At 70.9% G+C, this 22,046-nt stretch carries 18 protein-coding genes; 3 read left to right on the plus strand and 15 right to left on the minus strand.

What is annotated here, in order from left to right:
• Nucleotides 1–919: DUF6777 domain-containing protein (locus tag L0P92_RS13930; RefSeq protein WP_234762937.1), on the minus strand; the 919-nt coding region annotated here is incomplete at its 3' end.
• Nucleotides 920–1,041: 122 nt separating this feature from the next.
• Here L0P92_RS13930 and L0P92_RS13935 point away from each other — a divergent pair.
• The gene (locus L0P92_RS13935) at nt 1,042–2,463 is read left to right on the plus strand and encodes a lipase maturation factor family protein (RefSeq protein WP_234762939.1); all 1,422 of its coding nucleotides are present in this window, start codon (nt 1,042–1,044) and stop codon (nt 2,461–2,463) included.
• Here L0P92_RS13935 and L0P92_RS13940 read toward each other — a convergent pair.
• The 8 genes from L0P92_RS13940 to L0P92_RS13975 form a co-directional block, all read right to left on the minus strand.
• A complete protein-coding gene (locus tag L0P92_RS13940; RefSeq protein WP_234762946.1) occupies nt 2,451–3,296 on the minus strand; it encodes an amidohydrolase family protein in 846 nt (281 codons plus the stop codon). The genes L0P92_RS13935 and L0P92_RS13940 overlap by 13 nt on opposite strands.
• Complete coding sequence (locus L0P92_RS13945; RefSeq protein ID WP_234762948.1) at nt 3,281–3,595, minus strand: L-rhamnose mutarotase; 315 nt, start codon at nt 3,593–3,595, stop codon at nt 3,281–3,283. Before L0P92_RS13945 ends, L0P92_RS13940 begins: the two co-directional genes overlap by 16 nt.
• A complete protein-coding gene (locus L0P92_RS13950) occupies nt 3,592–4,563 on the minus strand; it encodes an aldo/keto reductase (protein ID WP_234762949.1) in 972 nt (323 codons plus the stop codon). The genes L0P92_RS13945 and L0P92_RS13950 overlap by 4 nt, the downstream gene beginning before the upstream one ends.
• Nucleotides 4,560–5,315, minus strand: coding sequence for an SDR family NAD(P)-dependent oxidoreductase (locus tag L0P92_RS13955; RefSeq protein ID WP_234762951.1), 756 nt, complete (start codon nt 5,313–5,315; stop codon nt 4,560–4,562). The genes L0P92_RS13950 and L0P92_RS13955 overlap by 4 nt, the downstream gene beginning before the upstream one ends.
• Entirely contained in the window at nt 5,312–6,667 is a 1,356-nt protein-coding gene (locus L0P92_RS13960) for an L-fuconate dehydratase (protein WP_234762952.1), read from the minus strand. The genes L0P92_RS13955 and L0P92_RS13960 overlap by 4 nt, the downstream gene beginning before the upstream one ends.
• Before the next feature lie 64 nt (nt 6,668–6,731).
• Nucleotides 6,732–7,757: an ABC transporter permease gene (locus L0P92_RS13965; RefSeq protein ID WP_234762953.1), complete on the minus strand. Its 1,026-nt coding sequence runs from the start codon at nt 7,755–7,757 to the stop codon at nt 6,732–6,734.
• Nucleotides 7,750–9,264, minus strand: coding sequence for a sugar ABC transporter ATP-binding protein (locus L0P92_RS13970; RefSeq protein WP_234762954.1), 1,515 nt, complete (start codon nt 9,262–9,264; stop codon nt 7,750–7,752). The genes L0P92_RS13965 and L0P92_RS13970 overlap by 8 nt, the downstream gene beginning before the upstream one ends.
• Nucleotides 9,261–10,331 (minus strand): sugar ABC transporter substrate-binding protein, encoded by a 1,071-nt coding sequence (locus L0P92_RS13975; RefSeq protein ID WP_234762955.1) that lies wholly within the window; start codon nt 10,329–10,331, stop codon nt 9,261–9,263. Before L0P92_RS13975 ends, L0P92_RS13970 begins: the two co-directional genes overlap by 4 nt.
• Nucleotides 10,332–10,532: 201 nt before the next feature.
• Here L0P92_RS13975 and L0P92_RS13980 point away from each other — a divergent pair, with 201 nt between their 5' ends.
• Nucleotides 10,533–11,234, plus strand: a complete 702-nt coding sequence (locus L0P92_RS13980; RefSeq protein WP_234762989.1) for a FadR/GntR family transcriptional regulator — start codon at nt 10,533–10,535, stop codon at nt 11,232–11,234.
• 61 nt (nt 11,235–11,295) lie between these two features.
• On the opposite strand, the gene L0P92_RS13985 is transcribed toward L0P92_RS13980, so the two are convergent.
• The 6 genes from L0P92_RS13985 to L0P92_RS14010 form a co-directional block, all read right to left on the minus strand.
• Nucleotides 11,296–14,316 carry an alpha-mannosidase gene (locus tag L0P92_RS13985; protein ID WP_234762956.1) on the minus strand — a complete coding sequence of 1,007 codons (3,021 nt, stop codon included), beginning with the start codon at nt 14,314–14,316 and terminating at the stop codon, nt 11,296–11,298.
• 44 nt (nt 14,317–14,360) lie between these two features.
• A complete protein-coding gene (locus L0P92_RS13990; protein ID WP_234762957.1) occupies nt 14,361–16,364 on the minus strand; it encodes an endo-beta-N-acetylglucosaminidase in 2,004 nt (667 codons plus the stop codon).
• Nucleotides 16,361–17,626 (minus strand): glycoside hydrolase 5 family protein, encoded by a 1,266-nt coding sequence (locus L0P92_RS13995; protein WP_234762958.1) that lies wholly within the window; start codon nt 17,624–17,626, stop codon nt 16,361–16,363. The genes L0P92_RS13990 and L0P92_RS13995 overlap by 4 nt, the downstream gene beginning before the upstream one ends.
• Before the next feature lie 65 nt (nt 17,627–17,691).
• Nucleotides 17,692–18,594 (minus strand): carbohydrate ABC transporter permease, encoded by a 903-nt coding sequence (locus L0P92_RS14000; protein WP_234762959.1) that lies wholly within the window; start codon nt 18,592–18,594, stop codon nt 17,692–17,694.
• Nucleotides 18,591–19,484, minus strand: coding sequence for a carbohydrate ABC transporter permease (locus tag L0P92_RS14005; RefSeq protein ID WP_234762961.1), 894 nt, complete (start codon nt 19,482–19,484; stop codon nt 18,591–18,593). The genes L0P92_RS14000 and L0P92_RS14005 overlap by 4 nt, the downstream gene beginning before the upstream one ends.
• Nucleotides 19,485–19,490: 6 nt before the next feature.
• Nucleotides 19,491–20,777 (minus strand): ABC transporter substrate-binding protein, encoded by a 1,287-nt coding sequence (locus L0P92_RS14010; RefSeq protein WP_234762962.1) that lies wholly within the window; start codon nt 20,775–20,777, stop codon nt 19,491–19,493.
• A 218-nt stretch (nt 20,778–20,995) separates the two neighbouring features.
• On the opposite strand from L0P92_RS14010, the gene L0P92_RS14015 reads away from it, so the two are divergent.
• Nucleotides 20,996–22,006, plus strand: coding sequence for a LacI family DNA-binding transcriptional regulator (locus L0P92_RS14015; protein ID WP_234762990.1), 1,011 nt, complete (start codon nt 20,996–20,998; stop codon nt 22,004–22,006).
• Nucleotides 22,007–22,046: the final 40 nt, after the last annotated feature.

Genomic DNA, 22,046 nt, shown 5'->3' on the forward strand with positions numbered 1-22,046 from the left:
CGGTACGCCACCCGCGCCCCCCCCAGCGCGGCCCCCGCCACGACCCCGTCGCCCGGCCCTCCGCGCCGGGGCCCCCCACCCCGGAGCCGCAGCCGCGCGGGTGCGGCTCCGGGGTCGGGGTCACCGGCTCGGAGGGCCGTACGACGTGGTCGTGGCGGTGGCCGCGATGGCCGACCGGGCGTTCGATCCAGGTGTGGTGGGCGATGTCGATGATCGTGATGTCGGTGATGACCTGGGTTGTCGGGGCCACCACGATCACCTGGTCCGGCCGGTAGCCGGGCCAGGCCCGGCCGCTGGTGCCGGATCCGCCGTGTCGGTCGACGGGCGGTGCGAGGGGGTTGCCGCAGGCGCAGCGGACGCGCGGGACGCCGTGGCCGTCGACGAGGACGGCGGTGCCGGACTGGAGGACGGACTGGTAGCCGGTCACCGTGCCGTCGCGGAACCCGTGGTTGGTGACCCGGGTGTCGGCGCGCAGCACGACCGAGGTGAGTCCGCGCAGATAGCCGGGGATCGACCCCTGGGAGATGCCGGCGGCCCGGGCGAAGACCCGCCCCTTGGCCCGGTCGGCGGTGAGCCGGTCGATCTGTCGCCGGACGTCGCAGCTGCCGGCCCCGCGGGTGCCGCCGTACAGGCCAGGTGTCTCGCCGGACAGGGACTGCGGCCCGGCCCGGCCCGAGTGCGCGGGCCTCGGCGTTCGGGTGACCGGCGGCGGGGTGGCGGTCGTGGTCGCCGTGGAGTCGGTGAAGGGGTCCGGCCCCTGGTCGGCGGCGGGCTGGAGAAGGACGTCGCCGTCCGCTCCGGTGTCCTCGTCGCCGTCGTCCCCGCATCCGGCGACGACGAGCGCCGCCGAGAGCGCGCAGGCCGTGACGAGGGCTCGGGTGAGTGTCCGCACCACGTCCTCCCGCCGGTTCTCGGGCATTTCGCCCCCATTGTCTGCTTCACTCGGTCGGGTTACGCAAGCGGAGAAGTGGTATACGGAGAGTCACCTGAGTCGAGTGGCGCGACCGGTGACGCGACAATGAGGAGAGGAGGGGACGGGCCGTGGAGTGGTTCATCGCACCGGACTACTGGACGAGCCGGCTGGTCTTCCAGCGGGCTCTGGCCGGCGTGTATCTCGTCGCGTTCCTGACGGCTGCCCTCCAGTTCCGGGCGCTGATGGGCGAGCGCGGCATGCTGCCCGTGCCGCGCTTCGTCGCGCAGGTACGCTTCCGGGCCGCGCCGAGCCTGTTCCAACTGCACTACTCGGACCGCTTCTTCGCCGCGTGCGCCTGGTCGGGGGCCGCGGTGTCGGCGGCGCTGCTGGCCGGGCTGGACAACGTCGTGCCGCTGTGGGCGGCCATGCTGCTGTGGCTCGTCCCGTGGGCGCTGTACCTGTCGATCGTGAACGTCGGGCAAACCTGGTACTCGTTCGGCTGGGAGTCCCTGCTGCTGGAGGTCGGATTCCTCGCCGTCCTCCTGGGCAACGACGAGGTGGCGCCGCCGATCGTGGTGCTGTTCCTGCTGCGCTGGATCCTCTTCCGCGTCGAGTTCGGGGCGGGCCTGATCAAGATGCGCGGCGACGAGTGCTGGCGGAAGCTGACCTGCCTGGACCACCACCACGAGACCCAGCCGATGCCGGGACCGCTGAGCTGGTTCTTCCACCATCTGCCGAGGCCGCTGCACCGGGTCGAGGTGGCCGCCAACCACGTCACCCAACTCGTCGTGCCGGTCCTCCTCTTCACCCCCCAGCCGATCGCGTCGGTCGCCGCCTCGCTGATGGTCGTCACCCAGCTGTGGCTGGTCCTGTCGGGCAACTTCTCCTGGCTGAACTGGATCACCATCGTGCTGGCCCTGTCGGCGATCGAGTTCCCGAGCGATCCGCCGACCGCGGCGGACGCGCCGCTGTGGTACGAGGTCGTGGTCCTCGCGGTCGCCGCGCTCCTCGTCTTCCTGAGCTACCACCCGGTCGCCAACATGGTCTCCCGCCGCCAGATCATGAACCGCTCCTTCGACCCGCTCCATCTGGTCAACACCTACGGCGCCTTCGGCAGCGTCAGCCGGATCCGGTACGAGGTGGTGATCGAGGGCACCGACGACGACGTGCCGCGGGAGGACTCGGACTGGCGGGAGTACGAGTTCAAGGGCAAACCCGGCGATCCCCGGCGCTGGCCGCGGCAGTTCGCGCCCTACCATCTGCGACTCGACTGGCTGATGTGGTTCGCCGCGCTGTCGCCCGCGTATGCCGGGTCGTGGTTCGGCGCCCTGGTGGAGCGGCTCCTGGAGAACGACCGGGAGACGCTGAAGCTGCTGCGCCGCTCCCCGTTCCCGCCCGACGCCCCGCCGCGCCACATCCGCGCCCGGCTCTTCCGCTACCGCTACACGACCTGGCGTGAGCTGCGGGAGACGGGGGCGTGCTGGGAGCGGACGTATGTGCGGGAGTATCTGCCGCCGACCAGGCTGGCGGGGGTGGCTCAGAGGTCGTAGACCCGGGTGGCGGTCGTCTCGAAGATCTGCCTGCGGTCGGACTTCCCGGTCAGCTCACGTGCCGTGTCCAGCACTTGGCCGTACGACGCCGCGAGTGTGCACACCGGCCAGTCGGAGCCGTACATCAGCCGGTCCGGGCCGAAGGCGTCCAGGACGACGTCGGCGTACGGGCGCAGGTCGTCGACCGTCCAGGAGGCGAGGTCGGCCTCGGTGACCATGCCGGATAGCTTGCAGACGGTGTTGGAGAGGGCGGCCAGGGAGCGGACCGCTGTCTCCCAGGGTTCCCGCTCGCCGGAGGCGATGGGCGGTTTGCCCAGGTGGTCCAGGACGAAGGTGAGGCCGGGGTGGTCCGCGGCGGCCTTGACGCAGGCGGGCAGCTGATGCGGGAGGACGACCAGGTCGTGGACCAGCCCGGCATCGGTCACCGCGGCCAGTCCGCGTCGTACGTCCGCGCGCAGCAGCCACTCCGGGTCGGGCTCGCCCTGGACCTGGTGGCGGATCCCCTTCAGATACCGGCCGCCGGGCAGCTCCCGCAGCCGGGCCAGTTCGTCGGCGACGTCGGGGCGGGTGAGGTCGGTCCAGCCGACGACGCCCGCGATGAGGTCGTGCTCGGCGGCGAGGGCGAGGAACTCCGGGGTCTCCTCGGCCACCGTGATCGTCTGGACCAGGACCGTACGGTCGACTCCGGCCTCGCGCGCCTCGGGGGCGAGGTCGTCGACCGTGAAGTTCCGTCGGAGTGGCTGCAGTTCGGGTCCGGTGATCCAGTCCTGGTCCCGGACCGAGAGGTCCCAGACGTGGTGGTGGGCGTCGACGACCGTCACGGCAGCTCCCATACGACGGGCAGGCCGGCGTCCGCGCCCTCGTCGGAGTAGTCGTGCACCACGTCGAGCAGCTCGGCCATGCGGGCCTGCCAGGCCACGTTGACGGGCAGCTTCTCCAGCTCGGCGAGGAGGCGGCCGTAGTCCTCGCACTCCAGGACGTGGAAGAGGTCGGTGCCGCTGCGCCAGATCGTCCAGGAGGTGGCCCCGGCCGCGCGGATGGCGTCCGTGAGTTCGACCGGCACCTCCTGGTGGGCGGCCTCGTACTCGGCGACGCGGTCGGCGCGGACCTTGGTGTGCAGGGCGACTCTCATGAGGGTTCCTTGTCGGACAGCAGGCCGGACTCCAGCAGTTCCCGCCAGAACGCCCTCGGCACGTCCGTGGCGAACTGCTCGGCGCAGTCCCGGACCTCGTCGGCCGACCGGGCGCCCACCAGGACGCTAGCGACGGCCGGGTGCGCGGCGCAGAAGGCGAGGGCGGCGGCCCGCAGGGTGATGCCGTGGCGGTCGGCGAGGGACTTCATGCGCAGGGCGCGGTCCAGCAACTCCTGGGGCGCGCGGGTGTAGTTGTACGTGGCGTCCGGCCTCGGGTCCGCCAGGAGGCCGGAGTTGAAGGCGCCGCCGACGACGACCGAGGTGTGGCACTCGACGGCCACGGGCAGCAGGTCGTCGAGCGCGCTCTGGTCCAGCAGCGTGTAGCGGCCGGCGCACAGCACCACGTCGACGTCGGTGTCCATGGCGAAGCGGGTGAGCATCTCGGCCTGGTTCATCCCGGCGCCGATCGCGCCCACCACGCCCTCGGAGCGCAGCTGCTCCAGCGCCGGATAGCCCTCGCGGAAGGCCTGTTCGGCGTGGTCGTCGGGGTCGTGCAGGTAGACGACGTCGACGCGGTCGAGGCCGAGCCGTTCCAGGCTCTCCTCCAGGCCGCGTCGTACGCCGTCCGCGCTGAAGTCCCAGACACGGCGGTGGGTGGCGGGGACGGCGAAGCCGTTGGCCAGGTCGTCGCCCGTCGCGTCCGTCACCGGCTCCAGACGGCGGCCGACCTTCGTGGAGATCGTGTACTCGCCTCGCGGGCGCTCCCGCAGCGCCGCGCCGAGGCGGCGTTCGGACAGGCCGAGGCCGTAGTGCGGGGCCGTGTCGAAGTAGCGGATGCCCGCTTCCCAGGCGGCGTCCACCGCCTCGTACGCCTGCTGCTCGCCGACCTCGGTGTAGAGGTTGCCGATGGCGGCGGCGCCGAAGGACAGCGGGCTGACCTCGACGTCGGTGCGGCCGAGCCGGTTCACGAGCCCACCGGCCTGAGGCGCAGTCCCTGCATGCCGCCGTCGACGGCGAGGGCGGTGCCGGTCGTGGCGCCGGACAGCGGGCTTGCCAGATAGGCGACGGCGCCCGCGACCTCGGCGGCCGAGACCAGGCGGCCGGTGGGCTGACGGGCTTGAAGCGCGGCGCGTTCGGCGGCCGGGTCGGGCGCCTTGGACAGCAGTCGTCCGACCCAGGGGGTGTCCACCGTGCCGGGGTTGACGCAGTTCACGCGAATGCCCTCGCGGACGTGGTCGGCGGCCATGGCGAGGGTGAGCGAGTACACGGCGCCCTTGGTCGCGCTGTACAGCGCCCGCTGCGGGAGCCCTGCCGTGGCCGCGATGGAGCAGGTGTTGACGATGGCCGCGTGGGCCGACTCCCGCAGCTGCGGGAGGGCGGCGCGGGCGACCCGGACCATGCCGACGACGTTGACGTCCATGACGCGGTGCCACTCGGCGTCGTCGTTGTCCTCGACCGTGCCCTGGGCGCCGATGCCGGCGTTGTTGATCAGCACGTCGAGGCCGCCGAGGTCGGCCACGGCGGCGGCGACCGCCTCGCGGACGGACGTGTCGTCGGTGACGTCGGCGCGGAACGCGAGCAGCGGCTTGTCCACCGACGACGGGTCCAGGTCGAGTACGGCGACCTGGGCGCCGCGCGCGGCGAGGAGTTCGGCCGTGGCCCGGCCGATGCCGGAGGCCCCTCCTGTCACCAGCGCCTTGAGACCGTCGAAGTCGCTCATGCCGCGTGCCCCTTCTCGTCGGTGGCCTTGAGGTCGGCGGCCCAGAAGGCGCCGTCCGGGAACGTGTACCGCGCGATCGACTCGGGTCGCATGGCGGCCGAGAAGCCCGGCGCGGTGGGTGCCGTGTAGTGACCTTCCCTGATCACCACCGGGTCGAGGAAGTGGGCGTGCAGATGGTCGACGTACTCGATGACACGGTCCTCGGTGGTGCCGGTGACGGCGACGTAGTCGAACATCGACAGGTGCTGGACGAGTTCGCACAGGCCGACGCCGCCCGCGTGCGGGCAGACCGGGACGCCGAACTTGGCGGCGAGCAGCAGGATGGCGAGGTTCTCGTTGACGCCGCCGACGCGGGCCGCGTCGATCTGGAGGACGTCGAGGGCGCCGGCCTGGAGGAGCTGCTTGAAGACGACCCGGTTCTGCACGTGCTCGCCGGTCGCCACCTTCACCGGGGCGACGGCCTCCCGGATCGCCGCGTGGCCGAGGACGTCGTCGGGGCTGGTGGGCTCCTCGATCCAGTACGGGTCGAACTCGGCGAGGGCCTTGGTCCAGCGGATCGCCTCGGCCACGTCCCAGCGCTGGTTGGCGTCGATGGCCATGCGGATGTCCGGCCCGACGACGCGGCGGGCGACCCGGCAGCGCCGCACGTCGTCCTCCAGGTCGGCGCCGACCTTCAGCTTGATCTGCCGGAACCCGTCGGCGACGGCCTCGGCGGCGAGGCGGGTGAGCTTGTCGTCGTCGTAGCCGAGCCAGCCGGCGGAGGTGGTGTAGGCGGGGTAGCCACGCTCCAGGAGCCGGGCCGTGCGCTCCCGCGCCCCCTTGCGGCCCCGGCGCAGCAGCGTCAGGGCCTCCTCGGGAGTGAGCGCGTCGCTGATGTACCGGAAGTCGATCTGGCGGACGATCCACTCCGGGTCGGCGTCGGCGAGCAGCCGCCACAGGGGCTTGTCGGCGCGCTTGGCCGCCAGGTCCCACACGGCGTTCATGACGGCGCCGATCGCCATGTGCATCACGCCCTTCTCGGGGCCGAGCCAGCGCAGCTGGCTGTCGCCGATCAGGTCGCGGTTCAGGGACCCCGGGTCGGCGCACAGTTCGTCGACGGACCGGCCGACGACATGCCCGCGCAGCGCCTCGATCGCGGCGACCTGGACATCGTTGCCACGCCCGATGGTGAACGTGAACCCGTGCCCCGCGAGCCCGTCCGCGGCATCGGTGCGGAGCACGACGTACGCGGCCGAGTAGTCCGGGTCCGGGTTCATCGCGTCGGAGCCGTCGAGTTCGCGGGAGGTGGGGAAGCGGATGTCGTAGGTGTCGACCGCGGTGATGCGGGCGGGGGTACCTGGGGTCGGGGACACGGAGGGCCTTTCGGTCAGTGGCGGCGTTGTCGGGGGCGGCGCTGGGACGGCGGTCCTGGCCGGGTCAGTCCTGGGCGCGGCCCGTCGTCACGCGGGCGATCATGAGGGCGACCAGGATGATTCCGCCGTAGATGGCCTGGATCCAGAAGGACGGCACCTGGGCGAGTGTCAGCAGGTTCTGGACGACGCCGAGGAGGAGTACGCCGGTCAGGGCACCGAACATGGTGCCCTTGCCGCCGTCGAGGCTGATACCGCCGATCACCGCGGCCGCGAACACGGTGAAGATCATGTTGTTGCCCTGGTTGGCGCTGATCGCGCCGACATAGCCCGTCTGGATGATGCCGCCGACGGCCGCGAGGGTGCCCGCCACGATGAACACGCCGAGCATCACGCGCTCGACCCGGATACCGGCCGCGCGGGCCGCGTCCGCGTTGCCGCCGATGGCGTACAGAGCGCGTCCGATGCGGTGGTACTTGAGCACGAACCCGGCGACCGCGAAGGCCGCCGCGGCGAGCCACACCGACATCGGGACGCCGATGAAAGTGGTGGTGGCCAGGGAGTAGAAGCTGTCGGGCATCCCGAACAGCGTCTTGCCCTTGGTGGCGCCGACCAGCAGTCCGCGCAGCACGATCAGCATCGCGAGCGTCACGATGAACGCGTTGAGCTTGAACTTCACCACCAGGATGCCGTTGAAGGCACCCACGGCCGCGCCGACCACGAGGATCGCCAGCAGGGAGAGCGCGGCGGGCAGTTCGGCGCCCCAGCCGGACTGCGCGGCGGGCAGCACGAGGAGCGCCCCGACGGCGGGCGCGATGCCGACGACCGATTCCAGGGACAGGTCGAACTTGCCGGTGATCAGAACCAGCGACTCGGCCAGCACGACCATCGCCAGCGCGGCGGACGCGCCGAGGATCGAGATCAGGTTCCGCTCGGTGAGGAACGAGTCGTTGACCACCGCGCCGAGCACCAGGAGCAGCAACAGGGCCGGGACCAGGGCGAGTTCGCGGGCGCGGCGGAGCAGGACGGTCCTGGCGGCACGGGCGTCCGGCACCTTCACGGGCAGGGCCGGTGGGGCCTTGGTGTCAGCCATGGTGGTCCACTCCTTCGATGGAGGCGATCAGCTCGTGGTCGCGCCAGCCCGCCGGGTGCTCGGCGACGACACGGCCGTGGAACAGGACGAGGACGCGGTCGCAGCGCCGCAGGTCGTCGAGCTCGTCGGAGACGACCAGTACGGCGACGCCGTCCTCACGGGCGCTGTCCACGCGGGCCAGCAGGGACTCCTTGGACTTCACGTCGACCCCGGCCGTGGGGTTGATCAGCACCAGGAGCCGGGGCTCGGAGGCGAGCGCGCGGGCCATGACGACCTTCTGCGCGTTGCCGCCGGACAGGTCGGAGACGGGCTGGTCGGGGCCCTCGGTGTGGATGTCGAGGCGTTCGATGAGCGCCGTCGCGAAGCCACGTTTGCGTTCGGTGCCGACGAAGCCGAAGCGGCCGAGCCGGTCGAGGACGCTCATCGTGGCGTTGTCGCCGATGGTCATGCCGGCGACCAGGCCCTGGTCGTGCCGGTCCCGGGGCACGCAGGCGACACCGGCCTTCAGCGCGGCCTGCACATCGCCGAACGGCAGCCTCTCGCCGCCCAGTTGGGCGTTCCCGCTGCTCGGCGTGTACAGCCCCGCGAAGGACTCGGCCAGCTCCACCTTGCCGCTGCCGCTGATCCCGGCGAGCCCGACGACCTCACCGTGGCGGACCGTGAGGTCGATGTTCTCGTACGCCGGTGAGGTGAGACCGCGCGCTTCGAGCAGCACAGGGGCGTCGTGGTCGACGTCCCTCGGGTCCACGGCCTGTTCGGCGAGGGCCTCCAGGGACTCCCCCGCCATGGCCTCCACCAGGGCCCGGCGCGGGAGTTCGGCGACCGGGGCGGTGGTGATCCAGCGGGCGTCGCGCAGCACGGTGACGGTCTGGCAGACCTCGTACACCTCCTGGAGGTGGTGCGAGATGAACAGGAAGGTGACGCCGGAGTCCTGCAGCGCCCGCATCCGTGTGAACAGGCGCTCGATCTCGCGGTTGTCGAGCTGGGCGGTGGGCTCGTCGAGGATGATGAAGCGGGCCCCGAAGCTCAACGCCCGTGCGATCTCCACCATTTGGCGGTCCTCGACCTTGAGGTCGGCGGTGCGGGCCTCGGGGTCGACGTGCACGTCCCAGGTGGCGAGGAGGTCGGCGGCCTCGGTACGCAGTCTGCGCCAGCTGATGAAGCCGCGCTGGAGCGGCTGCCGGTTGATGAAGAGGTTCTCGGCGACCGTCAGCTCCGGGACCACCGTGGGATGTTGGTAGACGCAGGCGACCTTGCGGCGCCAGGCGTCGCGGTCGGTCAGCGGCGGCGCGGGTTCACCGTCGAAGCGGACGGTGCCCTCGTCGGGTGCCTGGAGGCCGGTGAGGATCCTGACCAGGGTCGACTTGCCGGCGCCGTTGCGGCCGACGAGGGCGTGGGACTCGCCGGGCAGGACGGTCAGCCGGCCGTCGGCGAGGGCGGTGGTGGGGCCGTACCGCTTGACGATGTCCCGCGCCTCGGCGAGGGGTGTGATCACTGCCGTCCTCATTTGACCGTGTTGCCCCAGAGCTTGGGGTCGTCGACGTTGTCCTTGGTCACCAGCGGGGCCGGCAGCTGGTCCTCCAGGATGCCGCTGGGCAGCTTCACGATGGTGGAGTCGTGGTCGGTGGGGCCGGGCTCGAAGGTCTTCCCCTCCATCGCCGCCTTGATGTAGTACATGCCGTACTTGGCGTACAGGTCGGCGGGCTGGGAGACCGTCGCGTCGATCTCGCCCTTGCGGATGGCGTCGAACTCCTGCGGGATGCCGTCGTTGGAGACGATCGTGATGTGCCCGGACTCCCCGGCCTTCTTCAGCATGCCCTTGGACTTCAGGGTCTGGAGGGTCGGCGCGAGGTAGACGCCGCCGGCCTGCATGTAGATGCCCTTGATGTCGGGGTTGGCGTTCAGAAGGGTGTCCAGCCTGGAGGCCGCGGCGTCGGACTCCCACTTGGCCGGTATCTCCAGGACCTTCAGCTTGGGGAAGTTCTTCTTCACACAGGCGCGGAACGCCTCGGAGCGGTCACGGCCGTTGACCGAGGCGAGGTCGCCCATGATCTGCACGACCTTGCCGGAGGGGATCTGCTCGCCGAGGTACTGGCAGGCCTTCTCGCCGTACGCCACGTTGTTCGCACGGACCACCATCGCGACCTTGCCCTTGTCGGGCGCGACGTCGACGGCGACGACCGGCACGCCCTTGCGCTCGGCCTGGTCGAGGCCGGCCTCGATGGCGGCGCTGTCCAGCGGGGCGACGACGAGGCCCTTCACACCCTGGTTGAGCTGGTTGTTGATGTCGGTGATCTGCTGGGAGGGGTCACTGTTGGAGTTGACCGTCTTGAGCGTGTCGACGCCCTCGGAGTCGGCCATCTTCGGCACGTAGTCGTTGTACGACTGCCAGAACGGCGAGGTCAGCAGGGGCAGGATCACCCCGACCTTGCCGCTGCCGCCGCCTTCCGCGCTCGCGGCGCCGGTGTCCTTGGTGCTGCCGCACGCGGCGAGTGCGAGCGAGGCGCCGACGGCCAGGGCCATCGCGCCGACGTTCCGTGACCTGTACTGCTTCCGCGCTGTCCTGCCGGGCATCTGGCGGCTCCTCGTTGAGCGTCGTCGAGCACATGGTTCGAGCAGATGCCCGCATATTTATCAGACCACTTCCCGGGAAGAACACCCTCCAGCATCAGATTTTCCCGCATCGCGACCATATTGGTCGGACCACCTCTGTATTGGTCGGACCACTTCGCTGGTTAGACTGCGCGCACCGGTGACAGGAGGAACGGCGTGAACGTGGACGAGACAGCCCCGCAGAAGGGCACCGTGACGCAGCGCGCCATCGAGCGGATCAAGGCGATGATCGCGGAGGGGCGCCTGGAGCCCGGCCAGCGGCTGCCGACCGAGCGTGATCTGGCGACGCAGCTCGGCATCTCCCGCAGCTCGATGCGGGAGGCGATCCGCGCGCTGACGGTGCTGGGGGTGCTGGAGGCCCGGCACGGTTCGGGCATCTACGTCACCCAGTTGGAGGCCGGCGATCTGCTGGAGACGTTCGGTGTGGTCGCCGACCTGTCCCGGGGGCCGCGGCTGGTGGAGCTCCTGGAGGTGCGCCGCATCCTGGAGTCGACGGCGACGGCCCTGGCGGCGGCGCGCATCACGCCGGACCAGCTCGCGGAGGTCGAGAAGCATCTGACGGCGATGAACGCCACGGACGACCCCGAGGAGATCCTCGCCCACGACCTGGCCTTCCACCGCGAGATCGCGGCCGCCGCCGGCAACGAGACGATGGCCGCGATCCTGGAGGGCCTGTCCTCGCGCACCTTCCGCGCCCGCGTCTGGCGCGGCTACCAGGAGGAGGGCGCCTTCGCCCGCACCCGCCGCGAACACGCCGCGATCCACCGCGCCCTGGTCGCCCACGATCCGGAGGCGGCCAGGGCGGCGGCGGCCGCGCATGTGGGCGAGGTGGAGGAGTGGCTGCGGGCCCAGCTCGGCGGGTGAGCCCCAGCCCCTGTCCCTGCCCCTGTCTCTGTCTCTGTCTCTGTCTCTGTCTCTGTCCGGGCTAGGCGGCCCGGCGCAGTCGCAGCGTCACCAGTTCGAAGGGCCGTAGCCGCAGCGCGACGTGCTGCCCGTCGTACACCGGTGTCTCGGGCAGGGCGCGCTCCAGCAGATCCGTCGCCACGACGTCCGCGACCTCGAACCCCGCCGTCAGGGTGGCCCGTACGCGACCGCCGTGGGCCTCGTGGAGGCGCACGACCACGTCTCCGCTGCCGTCGTCGGCCAGCTTGACGGCGGTCACGACGACCGCGTCATGGTCGACGGCGACCAAGGGGGCGACCTCGTCGACGTCGCCGAACAGCTGCCGCTCGGGCAGGTTGATCCGCCAGCCCTCGCGCACCGCGTCCCCGATGCCCGCGCCGGGGACCAGGGCGTGCCGGAAGCGGTGGACGCCCTGGTCGGTCTCGGGGTCGGGGAAGCGCGGTGCGCGCAGCAGGGACATGCGGACGGTGGTGGTCGTGCCGCGGTCGCCGTCGGTGCGGACCGTGCGGGTCACGTCGTGCCCGTACGTCGAGTCGTTGACGACGGCGACGCCCCAGCCCGGCTCCTCCAGGTGGACGAAGCGGTGGTTGCAGGCCTCGAACTTGGCCGCCTCCCAGCTGGTGTTGGTGTGCGTGGGCCGGTGGAAGTGGCCGAACTGCGTCTCCGAGGCGTACCGCTCCGCGTGCACGTCCAGCGGGAAGGCCAGCTTCAGGATCTTCTCCGTCTCGTGCCAGTGGACGATCGTGTCGAAGAGCAGACGCTTGTCGCCCGGTGCGAGGCTCAGCCGCTGTGTGACGCGGGACGAGCCGAAGGCCCGTACGACCCGGACTCCCTCGCCGCTCTCGTCGACCTTCTCCGCGTCGGTCAGGTCGGTGACCGTGTTGCGGTAGAACTCGTCGACGTCCCAGGCGTCCCACATGTTCGGGAAGTCGGGGTGGAGTTGGAGGAGGTTCGCGGCAGCGCCCGGCGCGATCGTCTCGCGGTCGGCCTCGATGTCGTACACGGACACCACCAGGCCACGTCCGTCGATCTCGACGCGCAGCAGGCCGTTGTCCAGGACGTGGCCGCCGTCGGGCCGGGGCGTCACCTGTGTCCGGCCCTGGGTCTCGGCGGTTCCGACGCCGCCGGCCGGGACGCCGGCGCGTGTGTGCGGTGTGGCGTTGAACAGCAGGATCCGCTCCCCGTCCGCGTCCCCCGCCAGGGCCCGCTGTGCCGCGCGGATGATCCCCGTCAGCTCCTCGGCGACCTCCTCGTACGTCTTCCGTGCCTCCCGGTGCACCCACGCGATCGACGACCCCGGCAGGATGTCGTGGAACTGGTGCAGCAGCACCGTCTTCCAGATCCGGTCCAACTCCTCGTAGGGGTAAGGGAATCCGGTCCGTACGGCCGCCGTCGCCGCCCACAGCTCGGCCTCGCGCAGGAGGTGTTCGCTGCGGCGGTTGCCCTGCTTGGTCTTGGCCTGGCTGGTGAGGGTGGCGCGGTGGAGTTCGAGGTAGAGCTCGCCGACCCAGACGGGCGGGTCGGGGTACTCGGCCTCGGCCTTGCGGAAGAAGGCGTCCGGGGTCTCCCAGACGACGGTGGCGGAGCCTTCGAGGTCGCGCAGCCGGGCCGCCTTGGCGATCATCTCGCGGGTCGTGCCGCCGCCTCCGTCACCCCAGCCGGTGGGGGCGAGGGAGTGCCGGGCGACGCCCTTGTCCTTGAAGTTGCGGGCCGCGTGGGCGATCTCGCTGCCCTTCATGGAGCAGTTGTAGGTGTCGACGGGCGGGAAGTGGGTGAAGATCCGGGTGCCGTCGATGCCCTCCCACTGGAAGGTGTGGTGCGGGAACTTGTTCGTCTGCGACCAGGAGATCTTCTGTGTCAGCAGCCATTTGGAGCCGGCCGCCTTGATGATCTGGGGCAGTCCGGCGGCGAAGCCGAAGGTGTCGGGCAGCCAGGCCTCGTCGTTCTCGATGCCGAACTCGTCGAGGAAGAACCGCTTGCCGTGCACGAACTGCCGGGCCATCGCCTCCGAGCCCGGCATGTTGGTGTCCGACTCCACCCACATCCCGCCGGCCGGCACGAACCGCCCCTCCGCGACCGCCTTCTTCACCCGCGCCCACACCTCGGGCCGGTGCTCCTTCACCCACGCCCACTGCTGGGCCTGGGACATGGCGAAGACGAAGTCGGGCTCGTCCTCGATCAGCGCGGTCATGTTGGACGTCGTACGGGCCACCTTGCGCACGGTCTCGCGCAGCGGCCACAGCCACGCCGAGTCGATGTGCGCGTGTCCGACGGCGCTGATGCGGTGGGCGGACGGTACGGCGGGGGCGGCGAGGACGTCGGTGAGGCGGGCGCGTGCCCGGGCCGCCGTGCCGTTGACGTCCTGGAGGTCCAGGGCGTCGAGCGCCCGCTCCACCGCCCGCAGGATGTCCCAGCGTCGCGCCGACTCCACCGGCAGCTCGGCCATCAGCTCGCCGAGCACCTCCAGGTCGATGACCAGCTGCCAGACGTCCTCGTCGAGCACGGCGAGATCCATCCGGGCCAGCTTGTACTGGGGTTCGCTGCCGGCGGTCTCCTTGTCGCCCAACTGTGTCGGCAGGAAGGGGTGGTAGTCGAGGATGACCGGGTTGGAGGCGGCCTCGATGTGCAGCCGCACCTGCTCGCCGCCCTCGACGGGCGCGCCGATCCGCACCCACTGGTTGCGCGGGTTGAGGCCCTTCACCGGGGTGCCGTCGGGCCGGTAGACGAGGCCCTCGCACTGGAAGCCGGGCATGTTCTCGTCGAACCCGAGGTCGAGCAGCGCCTCGACGGTCTTCCCTGCCCACGCCTCGGGCACGGTCCCGGTGACGCGGAACCAGCTGGTGCCCCACGGAGCACCCCAGCGGGCGCCCACCTCGATCGGCTCGGGTTCGGCCGCCAGCCCCTCGGCGACGGGGACCGGCTCGCCGGGCGCATGCCACACCGCCACGTCCAGCGGCACGGACTCCGGGTACACGGCGGGTCGGACGCGCTCGTCGAGGACGCGCTTGAGACGGGCTTCGACCAGGCTGCGGTCGTCATGCATACGGGGGCACTCCGTAGGTCGTGGGTGAGGCGGGGCGGGTCGGGTTACCAGGCGTGGGTGACGGTCGCGGGGGCGGACGTGGTGTAGAGCTCCCCTACGGCGCGCAGTTCGAACCGCGCCGCCCGTTCACCCTGCTCGGGCCCCAGGCCGCCGGCGAAGAAGGCACGCTGACAGGTGGCGCCGAGGAAACGTCTGGTGCCGTCGGGGAGGAGGCGGTGCAGGGTGTAGTGGCGTACGTCGCCGGACGCCGGGTTCCAGGCGTAGCGCAGGTCGCCGCCGGACGCCGCGGTGATCCGGAGGCCGGAGGGGGCGCCGGGCGTGTGCGGGGCGTTGCGGACGGCGAGGCCGCCCAGCCGCCAGCGGACGGGGCCACCGTCGGTCGCGGTGAGGCGAATGCCGATCGCGTGTGCGGTGCCGGTCAGGCCTGTGAGCGGGACGGACACGGTCTGCCAGCTGTTGACCGAGTTCACAGGCAGATATGTGTACGGCGGTGTCGCCCCCGGCCCGCTCGGCTCGGCCATGGCCACCGCCAACTCGACGTTCACACCGCCCGCGTCGGTCCGATGCGTCAGCTCGACAACCGTGTCAACAGTGACCGGCAGCCGTGTCGCATACACATCCACGACCGCGGGCTCGTCCAGTTCACCCTCGACCAGCACACTGCTCCCGCCACACCACGCGTCAGCGAAGTCGAAGTTCACAGCGGGCCGCTGCCCCTCCGTGTGCACGACCCAGCGCCGGGACGGCAGCCGGTCCTGCAGCCCCAGGTGGTTCCAGGGCGCGTCCGACGTCACCTTCCCGTCCTCGTACCACCGCAGCCCGTGCCCGGTGTTGAACACGCTCGCGAACGGCACGGTGGTGACCGTCGAGCGGTCGGCGACCGACACGGCGGGAGCCCGCCAGCTGTCCGTACCGTCCGGCCGCGAGGGATCCAGTGACCGCCCGGTCCAGAACCGGTCGTCGGCGGCGTGGAACTCACTGGGCGCCCGCCCATCGGCCGGCAGGTGGTTCCGGGTCCACTCGGGCCGGTAGAACCCGACCGACACCACATGCGCCCTGTCACGCGGCACGATCGCGTCCCAGTTCACGGACGAGTTCCAGCCGTTGGCCTCCACGTCCACGCCCGCCCACAACTCGTAGCGGCTGCGCCCCAGTTGCCCCGCCCGCTGCCCCGACGACGTCAGCTTCGCCGCCGTCCACCGGAAGTCGACGAACATGTCGTCGGCGGCCTGGAAGAACGCCTCGTTCTGGGAGTTGAGCGCCCCCTGCCAGCTCACGGCGCCGTTCACGGTCATCGAGTCGTACCAGGTCACCCGCTGTCCGGCGGCCCTCGCGAGCGACTTCAACTCCCGCATGAAGCCCAGCATGCCCGCGGCGAGGGCGGCGTCCCCTCCCCCGGTCTCGGCGTTGACGAACCACCCGTCGAACCCGTACGCCTCCGCGACCGCGACCAGCCGCTCGGCCAGCGGATACCGCCCGGCCGCATCCTGCTGCACCAGGTCACGCGTCCACCGCAACTGTCCGCCGTAGGCGACGGGCGGCAGGAAGACGTTCCCGAGGACGGGCACCCCGTGCCGGTGCGCGGCGTCCACGATCGGCGCGTTCGGTGCCAGGATCAGCCCCTCACCGGAGGAGCCGCCCCAGAAGACCAGCTCGTCGATGTACGCCCAGTGGGTGAGGGCGTAGTAGTCGGCGGTGGCCGACCCCTGGGAGGGGTTGGCGGCTGTCGGCCCGAAGGACACCAGGGACTGGATGCGGGCCTGGCCCGCGCGGGCGGTCGCGTTCACCGGGGCCGGGGTGAAGCGCGGGGCGAGCGGCACCGTCGAGGCGTTGAAGGCGAGGTCCGGGTCGTCGGTCGGGCGCCATGACTTCAGGCTCCGCCAGGTGATGCCCGTGCCCGGGGTGCCGGAGGGCAGGGAGTCCGGGTACCAGTAGGAGGCGTACGGCTGGAGTGCGGCGGCCCTGGACTTCGGTGCCGCCACGGCCGGTGACGAGGGGAGCAGCGCGGCCGTGGCGGCGATGAGGACGGTGCGTCTGGTGGGTTTCACGAGCGGGTGCCTCCTTGGAGTCCTTGTGGGGCGGGGAGTACCTGATCGGGAGTGACGACCTCGGTGATGCCGCGCGCGGCCAGGTGTTCCTGGTCGTCGGCGCGGGTGTCGAGGACGGTGGTGGGGCGGGCGCCGTCGGCGGTGAGGCGGAAGAAGGCGTCGAAGACGGGACCGCCGGGAGCGCAGGTCGAGCGCACGGCCGGGTCGGCGGGGACGATCAGCGCCGTCGTACGCGGCTCGGGCGTGCGCGGCGTCTCCCGGGCCGCTCGCTCCAGTACCCGAGCGGTGTCCTTCGGCTTCCGGTCGTTGGTCAACAGACCCAGCCTGTATTCGAGTTCGGGAAAATCGGCCAGCTCCCGGGACACGTCGTGCGAGCACCACCAGGTGATGCCCCACAGGTCGGGGCAGTCCAGGGCGTTCGCGACGGTCGCGGCGGTGAAGGCGGCGGCGTGCTCGGGCGGGACCAGCGGGGCGGGCGCGCCGACCTCCTGGAGCCAGACGGGGCGGTGCGGGTCGCCGGCCCAGGCCTTGCTGAGCTCGACGAGGTACGCGGCGTGGTGCTCGGCCGGCACGGAGGTACGGCCGTGGCGCTGGGCGGTGCCGTTGAAGACCCAGGAGTGCACGGCGGTGACGGCACCGTGCCGGGCTGCCTGAGCCGGCGTGAACGGCTGGTCGTCCTGGTACCAGGTGGCGTCGTACTCGGCGTGCAGGTGCAGCCGCCCGGGGGCGCCTTCCTCGCAGGCGGCGAGCATACGGGTGAGCCAGCGGTCGATCTCGGCCTCGGTGGCACGGTCGGGGTCGGGGTGCGGGCCCGCCGAGAACTGGTTGACCTCGTTGCCGAGGGTCATGCCGACGAAGTTGGGGCGGTCCGCCAGCGCCGCCGCCAGGGTGCGCAGGTAGGCGGCCTGGCCCTCGACTGCCTCCGGGTCGGTGAAGAGGTTGCGCCGGTGCCACGTCCGGGTCCAGGCCGGCAGGAAGTCGAAGCTGCTCAAGTGGCCTTGCAGCCCGTCCACGTTGACGTCGAGACCGCGTTCGGCGGCGGCGTCGACGAGCCGCAGGAGATCCGAGACGGCCCGCTCCCGGATCAGGGTGCGGTTGGGCTGGAAGTACGGCCACAGCGGGAAGACCCGGATGTGGTCGAGGCCCAGTGCCGCGATGGAGTCGAGGTCGGCGCGTACGGAGTCGAGGTCGAAGTCGAGCCAGTGGTGGAACCACCCTTCGCTCGGGGTGTAGTTGACGCCGAAGCGCACGGCAGGAGGCATGCGTGTCCTTGTGACGGAGGTGGGACGGAGGTGAGACGAGGGCGGGGCGGTCGGCCCCGGGGTGGTCAGCCCTTGACGGCGCCCTCGCCCACCCCGCGGAAGAAGTACCGCTGAAGACAGGCGAACAGGGCGATCAGCGGCGCCACGGCGATGATCGTGCCGGCGGCGACCAGGCGTTCGTCGTTTGCGAAGGTGCCGTGCAGATAGTTGAGCCCGATGGTCAGGGTGAACCTGGACGGGTCGCTCAGCACGATCAGCGGCCACAGGAAGTCGTCCCAGGCACCCATGAAAGCGAAGATCGCGACGACGGCGACGGTCCCCTTCACGGACGGCAGCGCGATCCGCAGGAACCGCTGCCAGACGTTGGCCCCGTCGACATAGGCGGCTTCCTCGATCTCGTACGGCAGGTTGAGGAAGGCGTTGCGCATCAGCAGGACGTTCAGGGCGCTGATGGAGCCGGGCAGCACGACGCCGACGAGGGTGTTGTTGAGGCCGAGCTCTCGCATGGTCGTGAACTGGGCGATGATGATGCCCTCCACGGGCACGAGCATCGCCAGGATGAAGGCCAGGGTGGCCGCGCGGCGGCCCCGGTAGCGCAGCCGGGCGAGGGCGTATCCGGCGAGGGCCGCGCCGACGCAGTTGGTGACGACGTTGGCGGTGGCGACCTTCAGCGAGTTGAGGGCGTAGTCCCAGACGGGGATGGTGTCGGCGACCCGTTCGTAGTTGTGCAGCGTGGGGTCGCCGGGCAGGAGCTTCGGCGGGGAGCTGAAGATGTCCTCGGTGGGGCCCTTGAGGGAGGTCGACAACTGCCACAGGAACGGGCCGACGGTGAGGGCGAGTACGCCGAGCAGGAGCAGATAGCGCAGGGCCAGCTCCCACACCCGTATCCGGCGGCCGTGTTCGTCGGTGACGCGGGGCTCCCTCGCGGGCGCCGGCACCGTCGGCCTCACCTTTTCCATGACGCTCATGACTCGTCCCTCCGGTCCGCGCGCAGCACGAGCAGCATCAGGGCGACGGTGACGACGAAGACGACGACCGAGATGGCGGAGGCGTAGCCGACGCGGCCGGTCAGGCCGGTGCCGGTGCGCTGGACGAGCATGACGAGGGTGGTGTCCTCGCCCGCCGGTCCACCGCTCGGGCCGGCCATCAGGTACACCTCGGAGAACACCTTGAAGGCGGCGACCGAGGACAGCGCGCCGACCAGGACCATGGTGGAGCGGACGGCGGGCACGGTGACCGTGAGGAAGCGGCGGACGGCCCCCGCGCCGTCCACGGCGGCCGCCTCGTGCAGTTCGCGCGGCACGTTGGCGAGCGCCGCCAGGTAAACGATCATGTAGTAGCCGAGGCCCTTCCAGACCGTGACGGCCATCGCGCTCAGCAGGAGCAGCCACTGGTCGCTGAGGAAGCCGACCCGGCCGACGCCGATGGTCTCCAGCAGGGAGTTCACCAGTCCGCGCTCGTCGAGCAGCCACACCCAGATCAGCCCGACGACCACGATCGAGGCGACGACCGGGGTGTAGAAGGCGGACCGGAAGAAGGTGATGCCGGGGATGTTCTTCTGCACGAGCAGCGCGAGCAGCAGCGGCAGGATCACCAGCGCGGGTACGACTCCGAGGACGTACAGCGTGCTGTTGCGCAGGCCGATCCAGAACATGTCGTCGTTCAGAAGCTCGCGGAAGTTGTCGAGTCCGACGAACTCGCCCGGTATCAGGGTGCGGCGGTCGGTGAAGGCGTTGACCACGGTGGAGACGAACGGGTACAGGATGAAGGCGCCGATGATCAGCAGGCCCGGGGCGGCGAACAGCCAGGGACTGGTGGGCAGTTGGCGCCGCACCCGGGAGGCGGTGGGGAGGGCCATCGTGTACTACCCCTGCTGCTGGAGCAGCTTGTCGCAGGCCCCGACAGCGTTGTCAAGAGCTTGCTTCGGGCTCTCCTTGCCCTGCAGCGCCTTGGCGACCTCGTTGCGCAGCTCGGTCTTCATCTGCTCGCTGAACAGCACGGGCGTGTAGTTGACCGCGTTCTTCAGCGACTTGGCGGCGGCGACGCGGACCCGGGTCTCGTCGGTGCCGTCCTCCTTGGTGAAGTACGGGTCGTCGAGCGAGCCTGCGGTGCTGGGGAAGATGGCGACCTGCTTGGCGAAGGACATCTGGTGCGCGGCGTCGGTGACGTAGTGCGCGAAGGCGACCGCGGCGGGCGTGCGCTTGGTCTGCGCGTTGACCATCACGCCCATCACGTACATGTTGACATGGCCGGTGCTGGTGATCTGGTCGGTGATGCCGATGTTCTTGTACAGGTTCGGCGCCTGCTTCTTGAAGTTGCCGAGGTCGAGCGCGCTGCCGGGGTTCATGGCGACGGCGCCGGTGAGGAACTTCTTGCCGGACGACTCGGGGGTCGCGGTCAGCGCCTGCGGGTCGAGGGCCTTGGCGTCGTACAACTCCTTGTACCTGGCGAGGAGTTCGACTCCCTTGGCGTCGTTGAAGGTGAAGGCGGTGCCTTCCTTGTTCATGAGCGGGACGCCGTAGCGGCCGAAGTCCTCGATGGTGGGGACGTTCGCGAGGGTGGCGACCTTGCCGTCCGTCTCCTTGGCCATCTTCAGCGCGGCGTCGAAGACCTCGTCGTACGTCTTCGGCGGCTGCTCGGCGTCGAGGCCCGCCTCTTCGAAGAGGGTCTTGTTGTAGAAGAGCGGGCCGGTGTTGAGGTACCAGGGGAAGGCGTACGTGCCCGTCATGCCCGGTATCTGGTGGCTGGCCCATGCGCCGGGCAGGTACTCCTTCTTGTACTGGGAGGCCGCCTTGTCCAGGTCCATCGCGAGGCCCGCCTTGGCGAGCGGGGCGACCAGGTCGGGCGAGACGTTGACGACGTCGGGGAGGGTGCCGCCCGCGGCGTCGGCGCTGATCTTGTCGGCGTAGCCCTCGGCGGGCTGGTCGACCCATTTCACGTCGGTGCCGGGGTACTTCTTCTCGAAGTCGGCGATCAGGCCCTCGAAGTAGTCCTTGAAGTTCGCCCTCAGGTTCCAGGTCTGGAAGGTGATGTCACCTTCGATCTTGCCCGAGGCGTCGGTCGAACCACCGCCGTCGCCGGAACCGCAGCCGCTCAGCGGCAGGACGACACAGACGGCGGCGGCAGCGAGGGTTCTGCGGGATACAGGCACGGCGAACCGTTCTCCTTTGCGGCGGAGTTGACCAACGACGCAGACCCTGCATGTCTCTCCCGGGGCCCGTCAATGCGTCTCGCACAGCTAATTTGTTTAGTGACTAATGCGCATTAGGTTGACGCAGCTGAACCGCATTAGTGCATACTGGCGCGGAAAGTGCCGGGGAATGGGGAAACAGCGTGTCAGGCAAGCGTTCACCGGTCCGCCGACCGACGATGAAGGACATCGCACGGCATGCCGGCGTCTCCCAGAGCGCCGTCTCCTTCGCGCTGAACGGCCGGTCCGGAGTCTCCGAGGAGACACGCGAGCGGGTGCGTCAGGTCGCCGAGGAGCTGGGCTGGCGGCCCAGCACGGCGGCCCGCGCGCTGTCCGGCGAGGGCGCCGCGACGGTCGGATTCGTCCTGGCCCGGCGGGCGGAGACGCTGGGTGTGGACTCCTTCTTCCTCCAGCTCGTCTCGGGCATCCAGGAAGTGCTGGCGGAACGTCATCTCGGGCTGCTGTTCCAGGTGGTGGAGGACGTCGCCGACGAGTGCGCGGTGTACCGGCGCTGGTGGGCGGAGCACCGCGTGGACGGCGTCCTGGTCGTCGACCCGCGCACCGCCGACCCCCGCCCCGATCTCCTCGACGAACTCGGCCTGCCCGCCGTGGTGATCGGCGGCGCGCCCGACGAGCGGCACCCCGGTCTGTCGACCGTGTGGGCGGACGACGCGGGCGCGATGGCCTCGGTCGTGGACGGCCTGTACACCCTCGGCCACCGGCGGATCGTGCACATCGCGGGACTGCCGGGGCTCGCCCACACCGAACGCCGTATCCGCACCCTGCGGGCCGAGGCCGGGCGGCGCGGTCTGGCCGAGGTGAGGTCCGTGACCACCGACTACTCCGACGCCGAGGGCGCGGCGGTCACGCGCCGGGTACTGGAGGGCCCCACGCCCCCGACGGCGCTGATCTACGACAACGACGTGATGGCCGTCGCCGGAGTCGCCGCGGCGGCCGAACTGGGCTTCTCGGTACCGGCGGACGTCTCGGTGGTGTCCTGGGAGGACTCCGCGCTGTGCCGCATGGTCAAGCCGTGGCTGTCGGCGCTGTCCCGGGACAGCGGGGAGTTCGGACGTACGGCGGCCCGCGAGCTGACCGCCCTCCTGGACGGGGGGTCGGCGCGGGCGGTCCGGGTGCCGGTGCCGAGGCTGGTGGAACGGGGCAGTACGGGGGTGGCGCGGGGCGCCTGACCGTCGCCCCCCGGTCGCCGGCCCCGCGCCACCGGTGTCG

This window comes from Streptomyces muensis (assembly GCF_021474425.1).
GTDB lineage: Bacteria > Actinomycetota > Actinomycetes > Streptomycetales > Streptomycetaceae > Streptomyces > Streptomyces muensis.

Excerpts from the sequence above, each read along its gene's own strand:
- L0P92_RS13940 (WP_234762946.1), bottom strand. The coding sequence starts at position 3,296 with ATGGGAGCTGCCGTGACGGTCGTCGACGCCCACCACCACGTCTGGGAC.
- L0P92_RS13945 (WP_234762948.1), bottom strand. The coding sequence starts at position 3,595 with ATGAGAGTCGCCCTGCACACCAAGGTCCGCGCCGACCGCGTCGCCGAG.
- L0P92_RS13955 (WP_234762951.1), bottom strand. The coding sequence starts at position 5,315 with ATGAGCGACTTCGACGGTCTCAAGGCGCTGGTGACAGGAGGGGCCTCC.
- L0P92_RS13965 (WP_234762953.1), bottom strand. The coding sequence starts at position 7,757 with ATGGCTGACACCAAGGCCCCACCGGCCCTGCCCGTGAAGGTGCCGGAC.
- L0P92_RS13970 (WP_234762954.1), bottom strand. The coding sequence starts at position 9,264 with ATGAGGACGGCAGTGATCACACCCCTCGCCGAGGCGCGGGACATCGTC.
- L0P92_RS13975 (WP_234762955.1), bottom strand. The coding sequence starts at position 10,331 with ATGCCCGGCAGGACAGCGCGGAAGCAGTACAGGTCACGGAACGTCGGC.
- L0P92_RS13985 (WP_234762956.1), bottom strand. The coding sequence starts at position 14,316 with ATGCATGACGACCGCAGCCTGGTCGAAGCCCGTCTCAAGCGCGTCCTC.
- L0P92_RS13995 (WP_234762958.1), bottom strand. The coding sequence starts at position 17,626 with ATGCCTCCTGCCGTGCGCTTCGGCGTCAACTACACCCCGAGCGAAGGG.
- L0P92_RS14000 (WP_234762959.1), bottom strand. The coding sequence starts at position 18,594 with ATGAGCGTCATGGAAAAGGTGAGGCCGACGGTGCCGGCGCCCGCGAGG.
- L0P92_RS14005 (WP_234762961.1), bottom strand. The coding sequence starts at position 19,484 with ATGGCCCTCCCCACCGCCTCCCGGGTGCGGCGCCAACTGCCCACCAGT.
- L0P92_RS14015 (WP_234762990.1), top strand. The coding sequence starts at position 20,996 with ATGAAGGACATCGCACGGCATGCCGGCGTCTCCCAGAGCGCCGTCTCC.